Origin of the sequence: Streptomyces sp. Root1310, from assembly GCF_001426425.1 — a bacterium.
Lineage (GTDB): Bacteria > Actinomycetota > Actinomycetes > Streptomycetales > Streptomycetaceae > Streptomyces.
The window spans coordinates 114,916-131,792 of the sequence record NZ_LMEQ01000032.1; the positions used below are offsets into that span (position 1 = coordinate 114,916).

A 16,877-nucleotide genomic window follows, 5' to 3' on the forward strand; every position below is an offset into this window, starting at 1 on the left:
TCCTTCAGGCGCGGGTCGCCCACACGTAACGGTGTTCCGGGCGGCCCGCGTCGCCGTATTTCAGGGTCAGCCGGGCCCGCCCCGTGCGCTCCAGGAGCTTCAGGTAGCGCTGGGCGGTCTGGCGGCTCACCCCGGTCCGGTCGGCGATCTCCTGGGCCGACAGGGGCCCTTCCGCGTTCATCAGGGACTGGCGTACGAGTTCGGCCGTGGTGGGGGAGTGGCCTTTGGGCAGGCCGGGTTCCGAGGAGGCGGACAGCGCGCCGAAGATGCGGTCGACATCGGCCTGTTCGGCCTCCCCGCCCCCGTCGAGCGTCCGGCGCAGCTCGGCGTACGCCTCCAGCTTGGCGCGCAGACCCGCGAAGGCGAACGGCTTCACCAGGTACTGAAGGGCACCCTGGCGCATCGCCGCCTGCACGGTCGTGACGTCCCGCGCGGCGGTCACCATGATCACGTCGGTCTGGTGACCGCGCCGGCGCATCTCCTGGACGACTTCGAGACCCGTCTCGTCGGGCAGGTAGTGGTCCAGCAGGACGAGGTCCAGGCGGGGCAGCAGCTCCAGCTGGCGGAGCGCGTCGGCCGCGCTGTGGGCCTCGCCGGCCACATGGAAGCCCGGCACCTTCTCGACGTAGGCGGCGTTGACCTGGGCGACCCGGGTGTCGTCGTCCACGACCAGGACCTCGATCATCGTGATTCCTCTTCGGCAGTGTTCTTCGCCGGTGCCGCCAGCGCGGGTTCCAGGTCGGGCTCGGTGAGGGCCTCGGGCAGGACGACGGTGAACTCGGCGCCCCCGCCGTCGGCTTCGTCCACCGTGGCGTGGCCGCCCTGCCGCTCGGCGAGCCTGCGCACCAGGGAGAGTCCGATCCCACGCTTGCCGTGCGCCGGGGGCTTCTTCGTGGACCAGCCCTCGGTGAAGATCAACTCGCGCTGCTCGGCCGGGATGCCGGGGCCGGTGTCGCGCACCCGCAGGACCGCGGTACGGCCCTCCGCGCGCAGTTCGACCTCCACGCGCGCGTGCGGTGTGCCCGCGACGGCGTCGAGCGCGTTGTCCACGAGGTTGCCCACCACCGTGACCAGGCCGCGCGGGTCGATCAGGCGATCGGGCAGCCGGGTGCGGTCGGAGACCCACAGGGCGACGGCGCGCTCGGCCGCGACGGTCGCCTTGCCGACCAGCAGGGCGGCGAGCAGCGGGTCGCCGATCTTCTCGGTCACCTGCTCCGCGGTCGCCCGGTGATCGCCGACCACCTCCCCGACGAAGTCCACCGCGTCGTCGTACATCTCCAGTTCGAGCAGCCCCAAAAGCGTGTGCATTCGGTTGGCGTGCTCGTGGTCCTGGGCGCGCAGCGCGTCGATGAGGCCGTGCGTCGAGTCGAGTTCGCGCCCGAGCTGCTCCAGTTCGGTGCGGTCGCGCAGGGTGGCCACGGCGCCGCCGTCGTCGGTGGGCATGCGGTTGACGACCAGGACGCGCTGGCCGCGGACCGCGATCAGGTCCGTACCGGTCACCCGGCCGGCCAGGACATCGGCCGTACGTCCGTCGCCGAGCGCCTCGTCGGGTGACGCGCCCACCGCCTCCTCCCCGATGCCGAGAAGGCGCTGGGCCTCGTCGTTGAGCAGCCGGACGCGGCCGGCGCGGTCCAGGGCGACGACGCCTTCCCGGATGCCGTGCAGCATCGCCTCACGCTCGGAGAGCAGCGCCGAGATGTCCGAGAAGGCCAGATCGCGGGTCTGTCGCTGGACCCGCCGGGAGATCAGCCAGGCGGCCAGGGCGCCGACGGCGAGGGCGCCGCCCGCATAGGCGAACAGTCCGGGGATCGCGTGGATCAGGCGGGCGCGCACGCTGTCGTACTCGATGCCGACCGAGACCGCGCCGATGATCTTGTCGTCGCCGTCGCGCAGGGGCACCTTGCCGCGGGCCGAGCGGCCCAGGGTGCCGCTGTCGATCTCCATGACGTCCTTGCCCGCCAGGGCCTGGCTCGGGTCCGTCGACACATGGCCTCCGACCTGCGCGGGGTCGGCGTGCGACCAGCGGGTGCCGTGCAGGTCCATCACCACGACGTACTCCGCGCCGCTGGCCTTGCGGATCCGTTCGGCCTCACGCTGCACCGGTCCGTCGACCGACGGCCGAGTGCTCCTGAGGTCCTCGGCGATCTGCGGCACAGCCGCGGTGGTCTGCGCGATGGCGAGGGCACGGCGCATCGCCTGGTCGTCCAGCTGATCGCTGAGCGGAGCGAGGAACAGCCCGGTCGCGAGCACCACGACTCCCGCGGCGATCGTCAGCTGCATGAGCAGGACCTGCGAGAACATGCGCCGCGGCATTCCGAGGCGCAGGCGGCGGACGGGGGGAGTGGGGCTCATACCCAAGACGGTACGTGGGTGGACCGGCGCAGCCGTAGGGCTGGGTGGTGTGGATCTCTTGACCGACTCAACAGGAAACGATTCCTCCCCGCCCGCGCGGCGTGCGGCCGCGTGGTGTGCGGAGGCGGGTCAGCCCACCAGGGCCGTCCCGGCCAGCTCGCGTACCGCCACCACGTCCATCCGTGCAGGTGAACCGAGGACCGAGGTGCCGCAGCTCTCCGGCCGGGCCGGCAGTGAAGCGCCCTGGTCGACGACGACCTGCCAGTGGCGTCCGTCCCGGTGTGCGACGGTCACCTCCCAGCGCGGCGCGCCGCCCGCGGTCCTGACGACGCTCAGCGCCTCCGCCGCGTCCTCTCCGGTCGCCGAGCGCACCGCCAGTTCCGCCGCCTGGCCGGGCCGCTCCCAGGCCGAACGGCCCCGGCACCCCTCCACGACGATCCGCCCGTCCCGGACGCCGTCCAGGACCTCCTGGACGGCATGGGCCTCGGCGCGGCCGTACGCGTACCCGTACGGCAGGACGAGCAGGGTGGGGGAGAAGCGATGACCCCCCAGATGGGTGACCTCCCAGGCGCCCCGCACCCCCGAGGCGGCCAGTTCGGCGGCCAGTGGGCGGCCGAGGAGCGCGCAGCAGCGGTCACGCTTGCCGTTGGTGCAGACGAGGGCGAGCGGGTCGCCCGTGTGGGGCCCGCCCCGCAGCGCGGTGTCGAAGGTGCGGTGGTCGCCCCTGCCGAGCGCGGCGAAGTCGAGGTCCAGCAGCTGCCGTGGGTCGTGGGTGGTGGCGCTGCGCAGCCACACGTTTCCGGGGACGGTGTGGGCCGCGTACACCTGCCGCAGGGGCGGTGCGCCGAAGTCCGCGTGGCGCCCGGGGCGGCGGATGAGCGCGACGCGTACTCCCGTGTCCCGCGCGGCGGCGTCCAGGGCGCGGCCCAGGGCCGGGTCCAGGTGGCTCGACACCAGCGCCTTGGCACCCCAGGGGCCGGGCTGTTCCAGGAGGAGCCAGGTCGTTGCCGTGGCCGCGGTTCCGGAAATGGGCTCGTCGAGATCCCGCGAGACGGTCGCGCACGTACTCACAGAGGTGAGCCTAACCTGACTTGCCGGAGCGTGACTTCCGGCCGGGGCCTGTGCTCGGCCGTGCGGGCACGCCTACGCGTGCGGCGACGGACGGGGCATCCCGGCCCGCCTGGGCGTCACCCCTGGTCGCAGCGCTGCAGGCCGTCCGAGTGCGGGGTGCCCGAGCGGGCCGGCGCCCAGAACGGTGACGCCGACCCGCCGGTGACGGTTTCCCCCGGTCCTCCTACGTCGGCAGCGGCTGGGGCGGCTTCGGCCCCACGTAGTGCCCGCTCGGGCGCATCCGCAGGGGGCGTTCGCCGTACTCCTCCAGGGCGTGGGCGATCCAGCCCGCCGTACGGGCGACGGCGAAGATCGTCTCGCTGGCCGAGGACTCCATGCCGCTGGACACGGTGAGGACGGCGAGCGCCAGGTCCACGTTGGCGTGCAGCGGTGCGTGGCGCGCGGTCGTGGCCACGATGTCCCGGGCCGCGGCGAGGGCCGGCCCGGCAGCGGGAATCTCCTCCAGGAGGGCGAACAGGGCACGCGCGCGTGGGTCCTCGCCGGCGTAGAGCTGGTGACCGAGGCCCGGGATGCGGCGGCCCGCGCGCAGCTCCTCGGCGATCACCGGGGCGGCACTGCCGACGTCGAGCACTTCGAGCAGCATGCGGTGGACCAGGCCCCCGGCCGCGCCGTGCAGCGGTCCCTCGAGCACTCCGAGCCCGGCGGAGACGGCCGCGTAGGCGTGCGCACGGGCCGAGGCGGCGACGCGCACCGCGAGCGTCGAGGCGGCCAGGTCGTGGTCGACGAGCAGGCCGAGGGCCGTGTCGAGGACGTGCAGCTGTGCCTTGTCGGCGGGCCGTCCGCTGAGGCGGCCCCACAGGCGCAGGGCGAGCGGGCCGTCGTCGCGGTGCGTGGGCAGCTTCGGGGGCAGGGCGGCGACGAGGGTGGGGATCAGAATGCGGGCGGTGCCGAGCACGGCGTCCTCGGAGAGGTCGAACCGCAGGGGGTCCGCGGCCGCGGCGGCGACGGCGGCGACCCGCAACCGGTCGGTGGGGCCGGTGTGTTCGGGCAGCGCCCCGACGACGCGTCGGGCGGCCTCGACGGACGTCTCGGGCGCGGTGAAGGTGACGCCGGGCCGCAGCCGGCCGGTCCACAGCCACTCCGCGACCTCCTCGTAGGAGTGCCGGGAGGCCAGCTCGACCGCGTCGACGCCCCGGAAGTAGTAGCGGTCCTGGTCGATGAAGGTGACGCGCGTGCGTACGGACAGCTCCGCCCCGGAGCCCGGACTCCCGCTGCTCTCCCGCTTGTTGCGCCGCGCGAGCGCCTCGACCTCCTTGGCGTCGAAGGTGCTGCCCCGGCCCCCGGGCGTGCGTCGGCTGCTCAGCTGGCCACGGCTGACGTACGCGTACACGGTCTCGGGTTTCACTCCGAGCAGTTCGGCGGCCTCCTTGGTGCTCAGCCGTCGTTCGGGGTGGCCGGGTCCGGGCTCGTGATCGCGCATGAGGGTCACCGTATCCACAAGACACATACATTGACTCAATCAATATTGACAGAGATCTAGTCAAGCATGGACAGTCGAATCAAGTTCAGGGAGGAAACATGTCCGTCAACCTGTCAGCCGCCCCATCCATGGACGTGCCGCGAGGACTCGCGGGCGTCGTCGTCGCCGACACGGAGGTCGGTGACGTCCGAGGGCGTGAGGGCTTCTACCACTACCGCCAGTACTCGGCCGTGGACCTCGCGCGCACCCGCCGCTTCGAGGACGTCTGGCACCTCCTGGTCCACGGCGAACTGCCGGACGGGCGACGGAGCGCCGCCTTCGCCGCCGAGACCGCGGCACTGCGGGGCCTCCCCGAGGAGGTGGCCGCCGCCCTGCCCGCCCTGGCGGCGGCCGGTGCGGACGCGAATCCGCTGGCCGGGATGCGGACGGCCTTGTCGTTGCTGGGCGCGGCGAAGGGCTTCCGGCCGGTGTACGACGTCGACGCGGACCGGCGCCGCGAGGACACGGTCGCCGCGGCCGCGGCCGTACCCACGCTGCTCACCGCGCTGTACCGGCTGGGACGCGGCCTCGCTCCCGTTGAGCCCCGCGAGGACCTGCCGTACGCGGCGAACTACCTCTACATGGTGACCGGCGTCGAGCCCGATCCGGAGCGGGCCCGGGCGATCGAGCAATACCTGATCTCCACCATTGATCACGGCTTCAACGCATCAACCTTCACGGCCAGGGTCATCGCCTCGACCGGGGCGGATGTGGCCGCGTGCCTCGTGGGGGCGGTGGGCGCGCTGTCGGGGCCGCTGCACGGTGGCGCGCCCAGCCGGGCCCTGGACACCCTGGACGCCATCGGCACTCCGGACCGCATCGATCCCTGGATCCGCGAGCGTGTCCTGGCCGGCGAGCGCATCATGGGCTTCGGCCACGCCGTCTACCGCACGGAGGACCCGCGTTCGCGCATGCTCCGCGAGATCGCCCGGCGGTTCGGAGGCCCACGCGTCGAGTTCGCCGTCGAGGTGGAGCGGCATGTCGAGGGGATCCTCGCCGAGCTGAAGCCCGGCCGGGAGCTGCACACGAACGTGGAGTTCTACGCGGGCGTGGTCATGGAGCTCTGCGGGCTGCCGCGCGAGATGTTCACCCCGACGTTCGCGGCGGCGCGGGTGGTGGGCTGGAGCGCCAACATCCTGGAGCAGGCGGAGGACTCGAAGATCATCCGCCCGGTCGCGCGGTATGTGGGGCCGGGGGCGCCGGCCGAGGTGCCCGCGGTGGCGTGAACACACCCTGGGGGCACCCGTACGCGAGGAGGGCCCGGCATCGCGGCCGGGCCGGCCGGGCCATCCTCCCGAAAAGCCTAAAGGTCCGGAATATCGGCCTTCGCGCGAATCAGGGTCTCGCGGGTGATGACGACAATTCTCTCGTGGTCACCGCGTGAGGCATCGGAGGGGAGATCCGGGTCCAGTGAATCCGTGGCATCCGTGCCGATAACGGCGAAATTACCATCGGCAAGTTCGAAAATATCGGGGCAATTGGCTCCGCTCACGCTTCCGCGAGCGCGCGGAGATGCACCGATCCGACGGATGATCTGACTCACTGTTGCTTCCTTGGGTCCGTTGGTTTGCGCACGACGACTGCGCGGTGCAAGACGGGCCCTGTGGGGTCGCTCGTCATCCGGCGGCGTAGGCGACGATCTGGTGGGGTCCTCTACGCGATCAAGCGCGAGTCAACTCCCTGACGCCTCACCTAACTGCCGACTTGACCTTTTCGTAATGGGCCGAGGGTGTGATTCCGCGCGAGGGGGTGCGAGCCCCGGAGCGTGAGCCCTCGGCTGCCGGAGTGCGCCGACGGCCGGGGGGAGTTCACGGGCTCGGCGGCTCCCCCACCACCCACCATTCGTCGGCGTCCGACTCCTCGAGTTGCGTCAGGAGTTCGTCCACCATTCGGCCGAGTTCCGCTTCGTCCGAACCGTCGGCAATGGTCGCCCGCTGGTGTCTTGTGGCGTACCAGTACTCCCGTACCACAGGGTTCTGGAGAATGCCTCGAATGTACCCGAAGAACTCCTCGCGGGAGATGTTGCCTATCCGGTAATAAAACAGCGCGTTCGTGTAGAGAGCGTTGGCGTAGAGGTACTGGCGCCGCTGCTTGGTGGAAACGGGCGCCTCGAAGAGGTCCAGCACTTCCGCCAGTTCGGGGTCGTCGATGGCTTTGCTCAGCAATTCCCAGTGCAGGCGCTGCTGGTTGGCCAGATTGGTGTGCTGCTGGGAGTGGGCGGTCCGTTCCAGGTGTTCCAGCCGTACCCGCAGGGTCTCCAGCGCATGGCGTTGTGCCGCCATGGTGACGAGGGCGCCCGCGGCCATGCCGGCGGCAGCCGCGGCGACTGCACCGAGTCCGCGTACCCCAAACCTCTGTGTGGCCATGTCAAAAACCCCCGATCGGGCGGCCGTGCGCCGGTCGTCGGGGTGCGGGTGGACATGACGGGGACCGGCGAGCGGTGGGCGGCGCTTGCCGTCTCCCAGAGTGCCGAGCGGCTCTGATCGGCGGGGGAGGCGGAGGGGAGGCGCACGGAGGGAAGCGAGGGTCGCACGCCAGGGTGCCTTGCCCAGGGTCTGCCCCGCGGATGCTGCTAACAATCGTTCACTTCGCGGTGATTCCCACGGCTCGTATCCTGGGGCGGCATTCACTCCTCGTACGCGCGCCGGGGCCGCGCGCCGGTGCACGCGTAGGTTTCGGAAAGGTCGCACGTGTCGCAGAGCCGCAGTCCGCAGCAGATCCCGGTCGTCGTACTCGCCGGATTCCTCGGTTCCGGCAAGACGACCCTGCTCAACCATCTCCTGCACCGCAGCGGCGGGAGCCGCATCGGGGCGATCGTGAACGACTTCGGCGCCATCGAGATCGACGCCATGGCCGTGGCCGGTGCGCTCGGCGACTCGACCGTCTCCCTCGGCAACGGCTGCCTGTGCTGCGCCGTCGACGCCAGTGAACTGGACGTCTACCTCGAACGGCTCGCCGGGCCGGCGGCCGGCATCGATGTCATCGTCATCGAGGCCAGCGGTCTCGCCGAACCCCAGGAACTCGTGCGGATGGTGCTGGCCAGTGAGCATCCCGGCATCGTCTACGGCGGGCTCGTCGAAGTCGTCGACGCCGCCGAGTTCGACGAGACCAGGGCGAAGCATCCCGGGATCGACCGGCACCTCGCCCTCGCCGACCTCGTCGTGGTGAACAAACTCGACCGCGCGCCCGACGCCGACCGGGTCCTCGGACTCGTCCGCTCCCTCACCGACCGGGCCGCCGTCGTCCCCGCCACCTACGGCCGGGTCGACCCCGAGTTCCTCTTCGACTGCCGGCCGGGCGAGGAGCGGGTCGGGCAGCTCTCCTTCGACGACCTGCACGACCACTCCGGGGACGATCACGCCGACCACCTCCACAGCTCCTACGACAGCCTCTCCTTCACCTCCGAAGTTCCCCTCGGCCCCCGCAGGTTGATGGAGTTCCTCGACAGCAGGCTCGAGGGGCTGTACCGCATCAAGGGGTATGTCGACTTCGGCCCGCACGACCCGGCCAACCGGTACGCCGTGCACGCCGTCGGGCGCTTTCTCCGCTTCTACCCGGAGCCCTGGCCGGCCGCGGACGCCCGCGCGGGCGCCGCCCGCCTGACCCAGCTCGTCCTCATCGGCTCCGGCATCGACGCCGCCACGCTCGGCAAGGAACTCGAGGCGTGCAAGGACGACGCCCCACACGCCGACGAGCACGGCATGTGGGGCGTCCTGCGGTACGTACGAGCCCCCGACGACGAGGCCTTCCAGGAGGCCGGGCCCGAGGCCTAGGGCGCGTCTGGCAATTCCCGCCGGGCGCGCGACGCCCGGCACGGCACCCCGCCGCGTTGTCGGATCACCCGAGTGCATCCGGTGCGCGGGCGATCCTCCGCCTTGCGATACGGCCCGGCCACCACCGAGACCGTCTTCGTCAGGGACACGCCCGAGCCGTCACGGCGCGGGTCCATCTCCGGCAGCTCGGCCGGCAGGCCGTTCTTCTGCGCCGCCTTGGCGGGGACGGGACCCGCCCAGGCCAGCGACAGGCAGTCCTCGCCCTTCAGGAACCGCTGGCAGCGCACACCGCCCGTGGCACGGCCCTTGCGCGGGTACTGGTCGAACGGGGTGAGCTTGGCGGTCGTCTGGACGGAGTCGTCCAGGGTGCCGCGCGAGCCCGCGATCGTGAAGACCACCGCGTCCACCGCGGGGTCCACGGCCGTGAACGAGATGACCTTCGCGCCCTCGGTGAGCTTGATGCCCGCCATACCGCCCGCCGCACGGCCCTGCGGCCGCACCTGCGAGGCCTGATAGCGCAGCAGCTGGGCGTCGTCGGCGATGAAGACCAGATCCTCCTCGCCGGTCCGCAGTTCGACGGCCCCGACGATCCGGTCGCCGTCCCGGAGGGTGATGACCTCCAGCTCGTCCTTGTTGGTCGGGTAGTCGGGCACGACCCGCTTGACGACGCCCTGTTCCGTGCCGATGGCCAGGCCGGGGGACGACTCGTCGAGTGTGGTCAGACAGATCACCGTCTCGTCGCCCTCCAGGGAGACGAACTCCGCCAGCGGGGCACCGCCCGAGAGGTTCGGCGCGGAGGCCGTGTCCGGGAGCTGCGGCAGGTCGACGACGTTGATCCGCAGCAGGCGGCCCGAGGAGGTCACGGCGCCGATCTCCCCGCGCGCGGTGGCCGACACCGCCGAGACGATCACGTCGTGCTTGGTGCGCTTGCCGCCCCCGTCCTCGGCGTCCTCGGCGTTTTCCGTGAAGGGCTCGCCGTTCGCCGTGCGGGCCAGCAGACCCGTGGAGGACAGCAGGACACGGCACGGGTCGTCCGCGACCTGGAGGGGCACGGCGGCGGCCGTGGTACCCGACGACTCCAGCAGGACCGTACGGCGCTCGGTGCCGAACTTCTTCGCCACCGAGGCCAGTTCGGCAGAGACCAGCTTGCGCAGCTCCGCGTCCGAGTCCAGGATTCGGGTCAGCTCGGCGATCTCCTCGTTGAGCTTCTCCTTCTCCGCCTCCAGCTCGATGCGGTCGTACTTGGTGAGCCGGCGCAGCGGGGTGTCCAGGATGTACTGGGTCTGGATCTCCGACAGCGAGAAGCGCTCCATGAGGCGCTGCTTCGCCTCCGCGCTGTTGTCACTGGAGCGGATCAGCCGGATGACCTCGTCGATGTCGACGAGCGCCGTCAGCAGGCCCTCCACCAGGTGCAGCCGGTCACGTCGCTTGCTGCGGCGGAACTCGCTGCGGCGGCGCACCACGGTGAAGCGGTGGTCGAGGTAGACCTCCAGGAGCTCCTTGAGGCCCAGCGTGAGCGGCTGGCCGTCGACCAGCGCCACGTTGTTGATGCCGAAGGACTCCTCCATCGGCGTCAGCTTGTACAGCTGCTCCAGGACCGCCTCCGGCACGAAGCCGTTCTTGATCTCGATGACCAGGCGCAGACCGTGCGCGCGGTCGGTGAGGTCCTTGACGTCGGCGATGCCCTGGATCTTCTTCGAGCCGACCAGGTCCTTGATCTTGGCGATGACCTTCTCGGGCCCGACGGTGAAGGGCAGCTCGGTGATGACCAGGCCCTTGCGGCGGGCCGTGACGGTCTCCACCGACACCGTCGCGCGGATCTTGAACGTGCCGCGGCCGTTCTCGTAGGCGTCCCGGATGCCGGAGAGGCCGACGATCCGGCCGCCGGTGGGCAGGTCGGGACCCGGAACGTACTTCATCAGGGCGTCCAGATCCGCGCCGGGATAGCGGATCAGATGGCGGGCGGCCGCGATGACCTCGCCCAGGTTGTGGGGCGGCATGTTGGTGGCCATGCCGACCGCGATCCCGGACGCGCCGTTGACCAGCAGGTTCGGGAAGGCGGCGGGCAGCGCCACCGGCTCCTGCTCCTGGCCGTCGTAGTTGGGCGAGAAGTCGACCGTGTCCTCGTCGATCGACTCCGTCATCAGGCTCGTCGCCTGGGCCTGGCGGCACTCGGTGTACCGCATGGCGGCCGGCGGGTCGTCGTTGCCCAGCGAGCCGAAGTTGCCGTGGCCGTCGATCAGCGGCACCCGCATGGAGAAGGGCTGGGCCATCCGCACCAGGGCGTCGTAGATCGACGCGTCGCCGTGCGGGTGCAGCTTGCCCATGACCTCGCCGACCACGCGCGCGCACTTCACATAGCCGCGCTCGGGCCGCAGGCCCATCTCGTTCATCTGGTAGACGATGCGCCGGTGCACCGGCTTGAGGCCGTCACGGGCGTCCGGCAGGGCGCGGGAGTAGATGACCGAGTACGCGTACTCGAGGAAGGAGCCCTGCATCTCGTCGACGACGTCGATGTCGAGGATCCGCTCCTCGAACGACTCGTCGGGCGGCGGGGTCTTCGTGCTGCGGCGGGCCATCGCTGCCGGCTCCTTGCTGGGGCGTGATACGGGATCTGACGCGGACCATTGTGGACCGTGGCACTGACAGCACGGGCGAGGACCCGGCGTCGGCCGTCCGGCCCGAACGCAGAGGCATCTCCTCCACGGCTGCCCGCAGGCTACGCGATCTCGCTCTCGGCGTATGTCGTCCGGGAACTTCGCGGACCGTCGGCACGCTTGCATACAGTGGCAGGACCGGCAGGAAAACCGCGGTTTCGACGACCGCGTCCGCGATCGGAAGGGACGTACATGCCCATGGGTCACACGGCCACAGCCCAGGCAGGCTCCGGGGGCCTGACAGCGACCGAGCACCGCCTGGCCAACGGCCTGCGCGTGGTGCTCTCGGAGGACCACCTGACCCCCGTGGCGGCGGTGTGCCTCTGGTACGACGTCGGTTCACGCCACGAAGTCAAGGGACGTACGGGCCTTGCTCACCTTTTCGAGCACCTGATGTTCCAGGGCTCCGGCCAGGTCAAGGGCAACGGACACTTCGAGCTGGTCCAGGGGGCCGGCGGCTCGCTCAACGGCACCACCAGCTTCGAGCGCACGAACTACTTCGAGACCATGCCCACCCACCAGCTGGAGCTCGCCCTCTGGCTGGAGGCCGACCGCATGGGCTCGCTGCTCACCGCGCTGGACGACGAGTCGATGGAGAACCAGCGCGACGTCGTCAAGAACGAGCGCCGTCAGCGCTACGACAACGTCCCCTACGGCACGGCCTTCGAGAAGCTGACCGCTCTGGCCTACCCGGAAGGCCACCCGTACCACCACACGCCGATCGGCTCGATGGCCGACCTGGACGCGGCGACCCTTGAGGACGCGCGCGCGTTCTTCCGGACGTACTACGCGCCCAACAACGCGGTCCTTTCCGTGGTCGGTGACATCGACCCGGAGCAGACGCTCGCCTGGGTCGAGAAGTACTTCGGCTCCATCCCCGGACACGACGGCAAGCCCGCGCCCCGTGACGGCGGGCTGCCCGACGTCATCGGCGAGCAGCTGCGCGAGATCGTCGAGGAGGAGGTGCCGGCCCGCGCGCTGATGGCCGCCTACCGGCTGCCCGAGGACGGCACGCGCGCGTGCGACGCCGTGGACCTGGCGCTCACCGTCCTCGGCGGCGGTGAGTCCTCCCGGCTGTACAACCGGCTGGTGCGCCGGGACCGTACGGCCGTCGCGGCCGGCTTCGGCCTGCTGCGGCTCGCCGGAGCGCCCTCCCTGGGCTGGCTGGACGTCAAGACGTCCGGAGACGTCGAGGTGCCCGTCATCGAGGCCGCCATCGACGAGGAGCTCGCCCGGTTCGCCGAGGAGGGGCCCACGGCCGAGGAAATGGAGCGGGCCCAGGCGCAGTTGGAGCGCGAGTGGCTCGACCGGCTCGGCACCGTCGCCGGCCGCGCCGACGAACTGTGCCGGTACGCCGTCCTGTTCGGCGACCCGCAGCTCGCCCTGACCGCCGTGCAGCGCGTGCTGGACGTGACGTCCGAGGAGGTGCAGGAGGTCGCCAAGGCCCGCCTGCGCCCCGACAACCGCGCGGTGCTCGTCTACGAGCCGACCGCCGCCGAAGCCCCCGCCGACCAGGACGAGAACGAGGAGGCGGCCCGGTGACCGAGCTCGCCACGATGGACTTCCACCCCCAGCCCCGGGCGGGCGAGGCCAAGCCGTGGGCGTTCCCGGCGCCCGAGCGCACCGCTCTCGCCAACGGCCTGACCGTGCTGCACTGCCACCGTCCCGGCCAGCAGGTCGTCGCCGTCGAGATCCTCCTCGACGCGCCCCTGGACGCCGAGCCGGCCGGCCTCGACGGCGTCGCCACGATCATGGCGAGGGCCTTCTCCGAGGGCACCGACAAGCACTCCGCCGAGGAGTTCGCCGCCGAACTGGAGCGCTGCGGCGCCACTCTGGACGCGCACGCGGACCACCCCGGTGTCCGGCTGAGCCTCGAAGTGCCGGCCTCGCGCCTGCCCAAGGGCCTCGGTCTGATCGCCGACGCCCTCAGGGCCCCCGCGTTCGCCGACAGCGAGGTCGAGCGCCTCGTCCGCAACCGCCTGGACGAGATCCCGCACGAGCTGGCCAATCCCTCCCGGCGCGCCGCCAAGGAGCTCTCCAAGGAGCTCTTCCCGGCCACCGCGCGGATGTCGCGGCCGCGCCAGGGCACCGTGGAGACGGTCGAGAAGATCGACTCCGCCGCCGTACGCGCCTTCCACGAGAAGCACGTGCGTCCCGCCACGGCCACCGCCGTGGTCGTCGGCGACCTCACCGGTGTCGACCTGGAGGCGCTCCTCGGCGACACCCTGGGCGCCTGGACGGGCTCCTCGGCCCAGCCGCGGCCCGTGCCGCCGGTGACCGCCGACGACGCCGGCCGGGTCGTCATCGTGGACCGTCCCGGCGCCGTCCAGACGCAGCTGCTGATCGGCCGGATCGGCGCCGACCGGCACGACCGTGTGTGGCCCGCTCAGGTGCTCGGCACGTACTGCCTCGGTGGCACCCTCACCTCCCGCCTGGACCGCGTCCTGCGCGAGGAGAAGGGCTACACCTACGGTGTCCGCGCGTTCGGGCAGGTCCTGCGGTCCGCCCCGGACGGCTCGGGCGCCGCGATGCTCGCCATCAGCGGCTCCGTCGACACCCCGAACACCGGTCCCGCTCTGGACGACCTGTGGAAGGTGCTGCGCACCCTCGCCGCCGAGGGGCTGACCGACGCCGAGCGTGACGTCGCCGTGCAGAACCTGGTCGGTGTGGCGCCGCTGAAGTTCGAGACCGCGGCGGCCGTCGCCGGAACGCTGGCGGACCAGGTCGAGCAGCACCTGCCCGACGACTTCCAGGCCACGCTGTACCAGCAGCTCGCCGCGACCGGCACGGTGGAGGCCACCGCGGCGGCCGTGAACGCCTTCCCGGTGGACCGCCTGGTGACCGTCCTCGTCGGTGACGCGGCCCAGATCAAGGAGCCGGTCGAGGCCCTCGGCATCGGCGAAGTGAAGGTCGTGCCCGCGGAGTAGGCAAAGGCCGTGTCCGCGGAGTAGGCGGCGGCACGCGCGTGTGGGGGCCCTGGTCGACCGAGCGTCACCAGGGCCTCCGTATGTCCGAATTGATGCGGAGGTTGCCCGTCTGCCCTGTGGGATGCGCTACAAAAACCGGGATCCGTTTGAGGATTGAAACCCGCGCCGCTTAGCTTCATCCGGACTGTTCGTCAGGCAGTGCGCCGCAGCCGCGGCACCGGACAGTCATCGCCGAGTCCCCGTACGGCGCGAGCCAGGGGAGCCGGGGACCCACTTGTGAAGTCCCTGGGGTGAATCGGACGCCCGCGCGTGAACGCGAGGGGGTCCGTAGGAGACCTTCCTGCTCCGAACCCGTCAGCTAACCCGGTAGGCGAGAGGGAAGGAAAGGACACACCCGACTTCATGGCGTTCACCTGCGCGCCCGGCAAGCATCGTCGTCCCGGCCGGATGCAGCGGACCACCGCTCGCGCGGCGGGCGTCGCGGCGCTCACCACCACCGGCGTGATGGCCACCGTCGCCGCCTCCCCGGCCCTCGCCGCCGAGCCCAGCCCCGAGCAGACCGGGCTGATCCCCGTCGTCACCGCCTCCGAGGCCGTCGCGGAGCAGGTCGACGACCAGGTCGCCGTGCAGAAGCACGCGGCCTTCGAGGAGGCCGCCCGGCAGGCCGCCGCCAAGAAGGCCGTGGAGGAGCGCGAGGCACGCGTGCGTGCGGCCCGCGAGGCCGAGCGCAAGCGCCTCAACACCTTCGTCTCGCCGATCACCGGCTCCTACGTGTCGACCAGCTACCAGGCCAGCAGCTCCCTGTGGTCCTCCGGCAGCCACACCGGCATCGACTTCCACGCGGCGAGCGGCACCACCGTGCACGCGGTCGGCATGGGCACCGTCGTCGAGGCCGGCTGGGGCGGGGCGTACGGCAACCAGATCGTCATCAAGATGAACGACGGGACGTACACCCAGTACGGTCACCTGTCGTCCATCGAGGTGTCGGTGGGCCAGCAGGTCACCCCGGGCCAGCGGATCGCCCTGTCCGGCGCCACCGGCAACGTCACCGGCGCGCATCTGCACTTCGAGGCCCGCACCACCGCGGAGTACGGCTCGGACATCGACCCGGTCGCCTACCTCCGCAACCACGGCGTGAACGTCTGACGACCCACGGCGACAGATCGTCTTGCCCCGGCCCTCCCGGCCGGGGCTTTCGCCGTTTTCGAGGCACTGCTGTCCAAAAAATATCCCTGGATTCCGGCCCGCCATCGGAAATCCCCGCTCATTGCAATAGAGTCACGGAACACACGTCAATCGTCGACGTTTCACGGGGATTAAGGCGGAGGTCCGTCATGCGTATTCCGGCGCACTCGGTGTGCACGGCCATTCGGGACGACATCGTCGCGGGTGTCTACGAGCGCGGCAGCCGCCTCACCGAGGAACTCCTCGCCCGCCGCTACGGCGTTTCCCGCGTCCCCGTCCGAGAGGCGCTGCGCACGCTGGAGGCGGAGGGCTTCGTCGTCACACGGCGGCACGCGGGCGCGTGCGTCGCCGAGCCGACCGAGCAGGAGGCCGCGGACCTGCTGGAGATGCGCATGCTCCTGGAGCCGCTCGGCGCCTCCCGGGCCGCCCAGCGGCGCACCGAGGCCCATCTGAAGGTGCTGCGCGGCCTCGTCCGGCTGGGCCAGGAGCGGGCCAGGCGGGGCAACAGCGAGGATCTGCGCTCCCTGGGGGGCTGGTTCCACGAGACGCTCGCCCAGTCCTCCGGAAGCCATGCCCTGACGTCGATGCTCACCCAGCTGCGCCACAAGATCGCCTGGATGTACGCGGTCGAGGCGCCGGGCAACCCCGTGGAGTCCTGGGCGGAGCACGGCGCGATCGTGGACGCGGTGGCGCGCGGCGACGGCGAGCGCGCGCGGGCGATCACGGCGCTGCACACCGAGCGCGCGACGGCCGCGCACCGGCTGCGCTTTTCCGGCGGTCCCGAGCGCGCCGACCGTGTGAGGACTTCGCAACCTCCCGTAAACATGACGGGTCTGCGGCATTAACACGAGGGCCGTATACAAAGAGGGGGATAATTCGCGGGGGATTATTTCTGCTGCCCGTGACGGGAAATGCGAAGGGCTCGCCCGATAATTCGGACGAGCCCTTCGGGGTTTAGCAGGACGACACCTTCGGAGTGGCGAACACCGCCACCGTCAATTGAGCTGCCCCGGCGACGCGCAACCGCTTCCGCGTGTGCGGCGGCGGTTCGGGCGGCAGGGGGCTGCGCGCTCAGACGGTCTCGGGGAGCTCCTCGAGACCCTCGGCGACCAGCTTCGCCAGGCGGTCGAGAGCGGCGTCCGCGCCGTCGGCCTCGGAGGCGAGGACGATCTCCTCGCCGCCCTGGGCGCCCAGGCCGAGAACGGCCAGCATGGAGGCCGCGTTGACGGGGTTGCCGTCGGCCTTGGCGATCGTCACCGGGATACCTGCGGCCGTGGCGGCCCGGACGAAGATGGAAGCGGGGCGGGCGTGAAGGCCCTCGGCCCAGCCGACGTTGACGCGGCGCTCAGCCATGTGATGCTGCCCTTCAGTGTTCAGGTTGTCTAGACCAGTG

Annotated in this window: 13 protein-coding genes, 1 pseudogene and 1 riboswitch; of the genes and pseudogenes, 6 read left to right on the forward strand and 8 right to left on the reverse strand. The window is 71.2% G+C overall.

The window, feature by feature from the left end; translation table 11 throughout:
* Nucleotides 1–4: 4 nt before the first annotated feature.
* The 4 genes from ASD48_RS33780 to ASD48_RS33795 form a co-directional block, all read right to left on the reverse strand.
* Nucleotides 5–685, reverse strand: coding sequence for a response regulator (locus tag ASD48_RS33780; RefSeq protein ID WP_054243652.1), 681 nt, complete (start codon nucleotides 683–685; stop codon nucleotides 5–7).
* Complete coding sequence (locus tag ASD48_RS33785; RefSeq protein ID WP_079074143.1) at nucleotides 682–2,352, reverse strand: sensor histidine kinase; 1,671 nt, start codon at nucleotides 2,350–2,352, stop codon at nucleotides 682–684. The genes ASD48_RS33780 and ASD48_RS33785 overlap by 4 nt, the downstream gene beginning before the upstream one ends.
* A gap of 129 nt (nucleotides 2,353–2,481) precedes the next feature.
* On the reverse strand, nucleotides 2,482–3,423 hold the full coding sequence (locus tag ASD48_RS33790) for a sucrase ferredoxin (protein WP_057605689.1): 942 nt from the start codon (nucleotides 3,421–3,423) through the stop codon (nucleotides 2,482–2,484).
* Nucleotides 3,424–3,646: 223 nt separating this feature from the next.
* Entirely contained in the window at nucleotides 3,647–4,903 is a 1,257-nt protein-coding gene (locus ASD48_RS33795) for a citrate synthase (RefSeq protein WP_057606094.1), read from the reverse strand.
* Between the two features lie 98 nt (nucleotides 4,904–5,001).
* Here ASD48_RS33795 and ASD48_RS33800 point away from each other — a divergent pair, with 98 nt between their 5' ends.
* Entirely contained in the window at nucleotides 5,002–6,168 is a 1,167-nt protein-coding gene (locus ASD48_RS33800) for a citrate synthase/methylcitrate synthase (protein ID WP_057605690.1), read from the forward strand.
* 77 nt (nucleotides 6,169–6,245) lie between these two features.
* Here ASD48_RS33800 and ASD48_RS42775 read toward each other — a convergent pair whose 3' ends face one another.
* Both ASD48_RS42775 and ASD48_RS33805 read right to left on the reverse strand, forming a co-directional pair.
* Entirely contained in the window at nucleotides 6,246–6,485 is a 240-nt protein-coding gene (locus tag ASD48_RS42775) for a hypothetical protein (RefSeq protein ID WP_230194432.1), read from the reverse strand.
* A gap of 265 nt (nucleotides 6,486–6,750) precedes the next feature.
* On the reverse strand, nucleotides 6,751–7,308 hold the full coding sequence (locus tag ASD48_RS33805; RefSeq protein WP_057605691.1) for a DUF6082 family protein: 558 nt from the start codon (nucleotides 7,306–7,308) through the stop codon (nucleotides 6,751–6,753).
* 324 nt (nucleotides 7,309–7,632) lie between these two features.
* On the opposite strand from ASD48_RS33805, the gene ASD48_RS33810 reads away from it, so the two are divergent.
* The gene (locus tag ASD48_RS33810; RefSeq protein ID WP_057605692.1) at nucleotides 7,633–8,715 is read left to right on the forward strand and encodes a CobW family GTP-binding protein; all 1,083 of its coding nucleotides are present in this window, start codon (nucleotides 7,633–7,635) and stop codon (nucleotides 8,713–8,715) included.
* A gap of 110 nt (nucleotides 8,716–8,825) precedes the next feature.
* On the opposite strand, the pseudogene ASD48_RS33815 reads toward ASD48_RS33810, so the two are convergent.
* A pseudogene (locus ASD48_RS33815) lies at nucleotides 8,826–11,294 on the reverse strand (DNA topoisomerase IV subunit A); the annotation flags it as partial.
* A 270-nt stretch (nucleotides 11,295–11,564) separates the two neighbouring features.
* Here ASD48_RS33815 and ASD48_RS33820 point away from each other — a divergent pair.
* From ASD48_RS33820 to ASD48_RS33835, 4 genes are all read left to right on the forward strand, one after another.
* Entirely contained in the window at nucleotides 11,565–12,914 is a 1,350-nt protein-coding gene (locus ASD48_RS33820; protein ID WP_057605693.1) for a pitrilysin family protein, read from the forward strand.
* Complete coding sequence (locus tag ASD48_RS33825; RefSeq protein WP_057605694.1) at nucleotides 12,911–14,299, forward strand: pitrilysin family protein; 1,389 nt, start codon at nucleotides 12,911–12,913, stop codon at nucleotides 14,297–14,299. Before ASD48_RS33820 ends, ASD48_RS33825 begins: the two co-directional genes overlap by 4 nt.
* 219 nt (nucleotides 14,300–14,518) lie before the next feature.
* A riboswitch (cyclic di-AMP (ydaO/yuaA leader) is annotated at nucleotides 14,519–14,687 on the forward strand.
* A gap of 14 nt (nucleotides 14,688–14,701) precedes the next feature.
* Nucleotides 14,702–15,445 carry a M23 family metallopeptidase gene (locus ASD48_RS33830; RefSeq protein ID WP_057605695.1) on the forward strand — a complete coding sequence of 248 codons (744 nt, stop codon included), beginning with the start codon at nucleotides 14,702–14,704 and terminating at the stop codon, nucleotides 15,443–15,445.
* A gap of 188 nt (nucleotides 15,446–15,633) precedes the next feature.
* On the forward strand, nucleotides 15,634–16,329 hold the full coding sequence (locus ASD48_RS33835) for a GntR family transcriptional regulator (protein ID WP_057605696.1): 696 nt from the start codon (nucleotides 15,634–15,636) through the stop codon (nucleotides 16,327–16,329).
* Nucleotides 16,330–16,555: 226 nt separating this feature from the next.
* Here the strand turns inward: ASD48_RS33835 and ASD48_RS33840 are convergent, their stop codons facing one another.
* Nucleotides 16,556–16,837 (reverse strand): HPr family phosphocarrier protein, encoded by a 282-nt coding sequence (locus ASD48_RS33840; protein WP_020125117.1) that lies wholly within the window; start codon nucleotides 16,835–16,837, stop codon nucleotides 16,556–16,558.
* Nucleotides 16,838–16,877 lie beyond the last annotated feature (40 nt).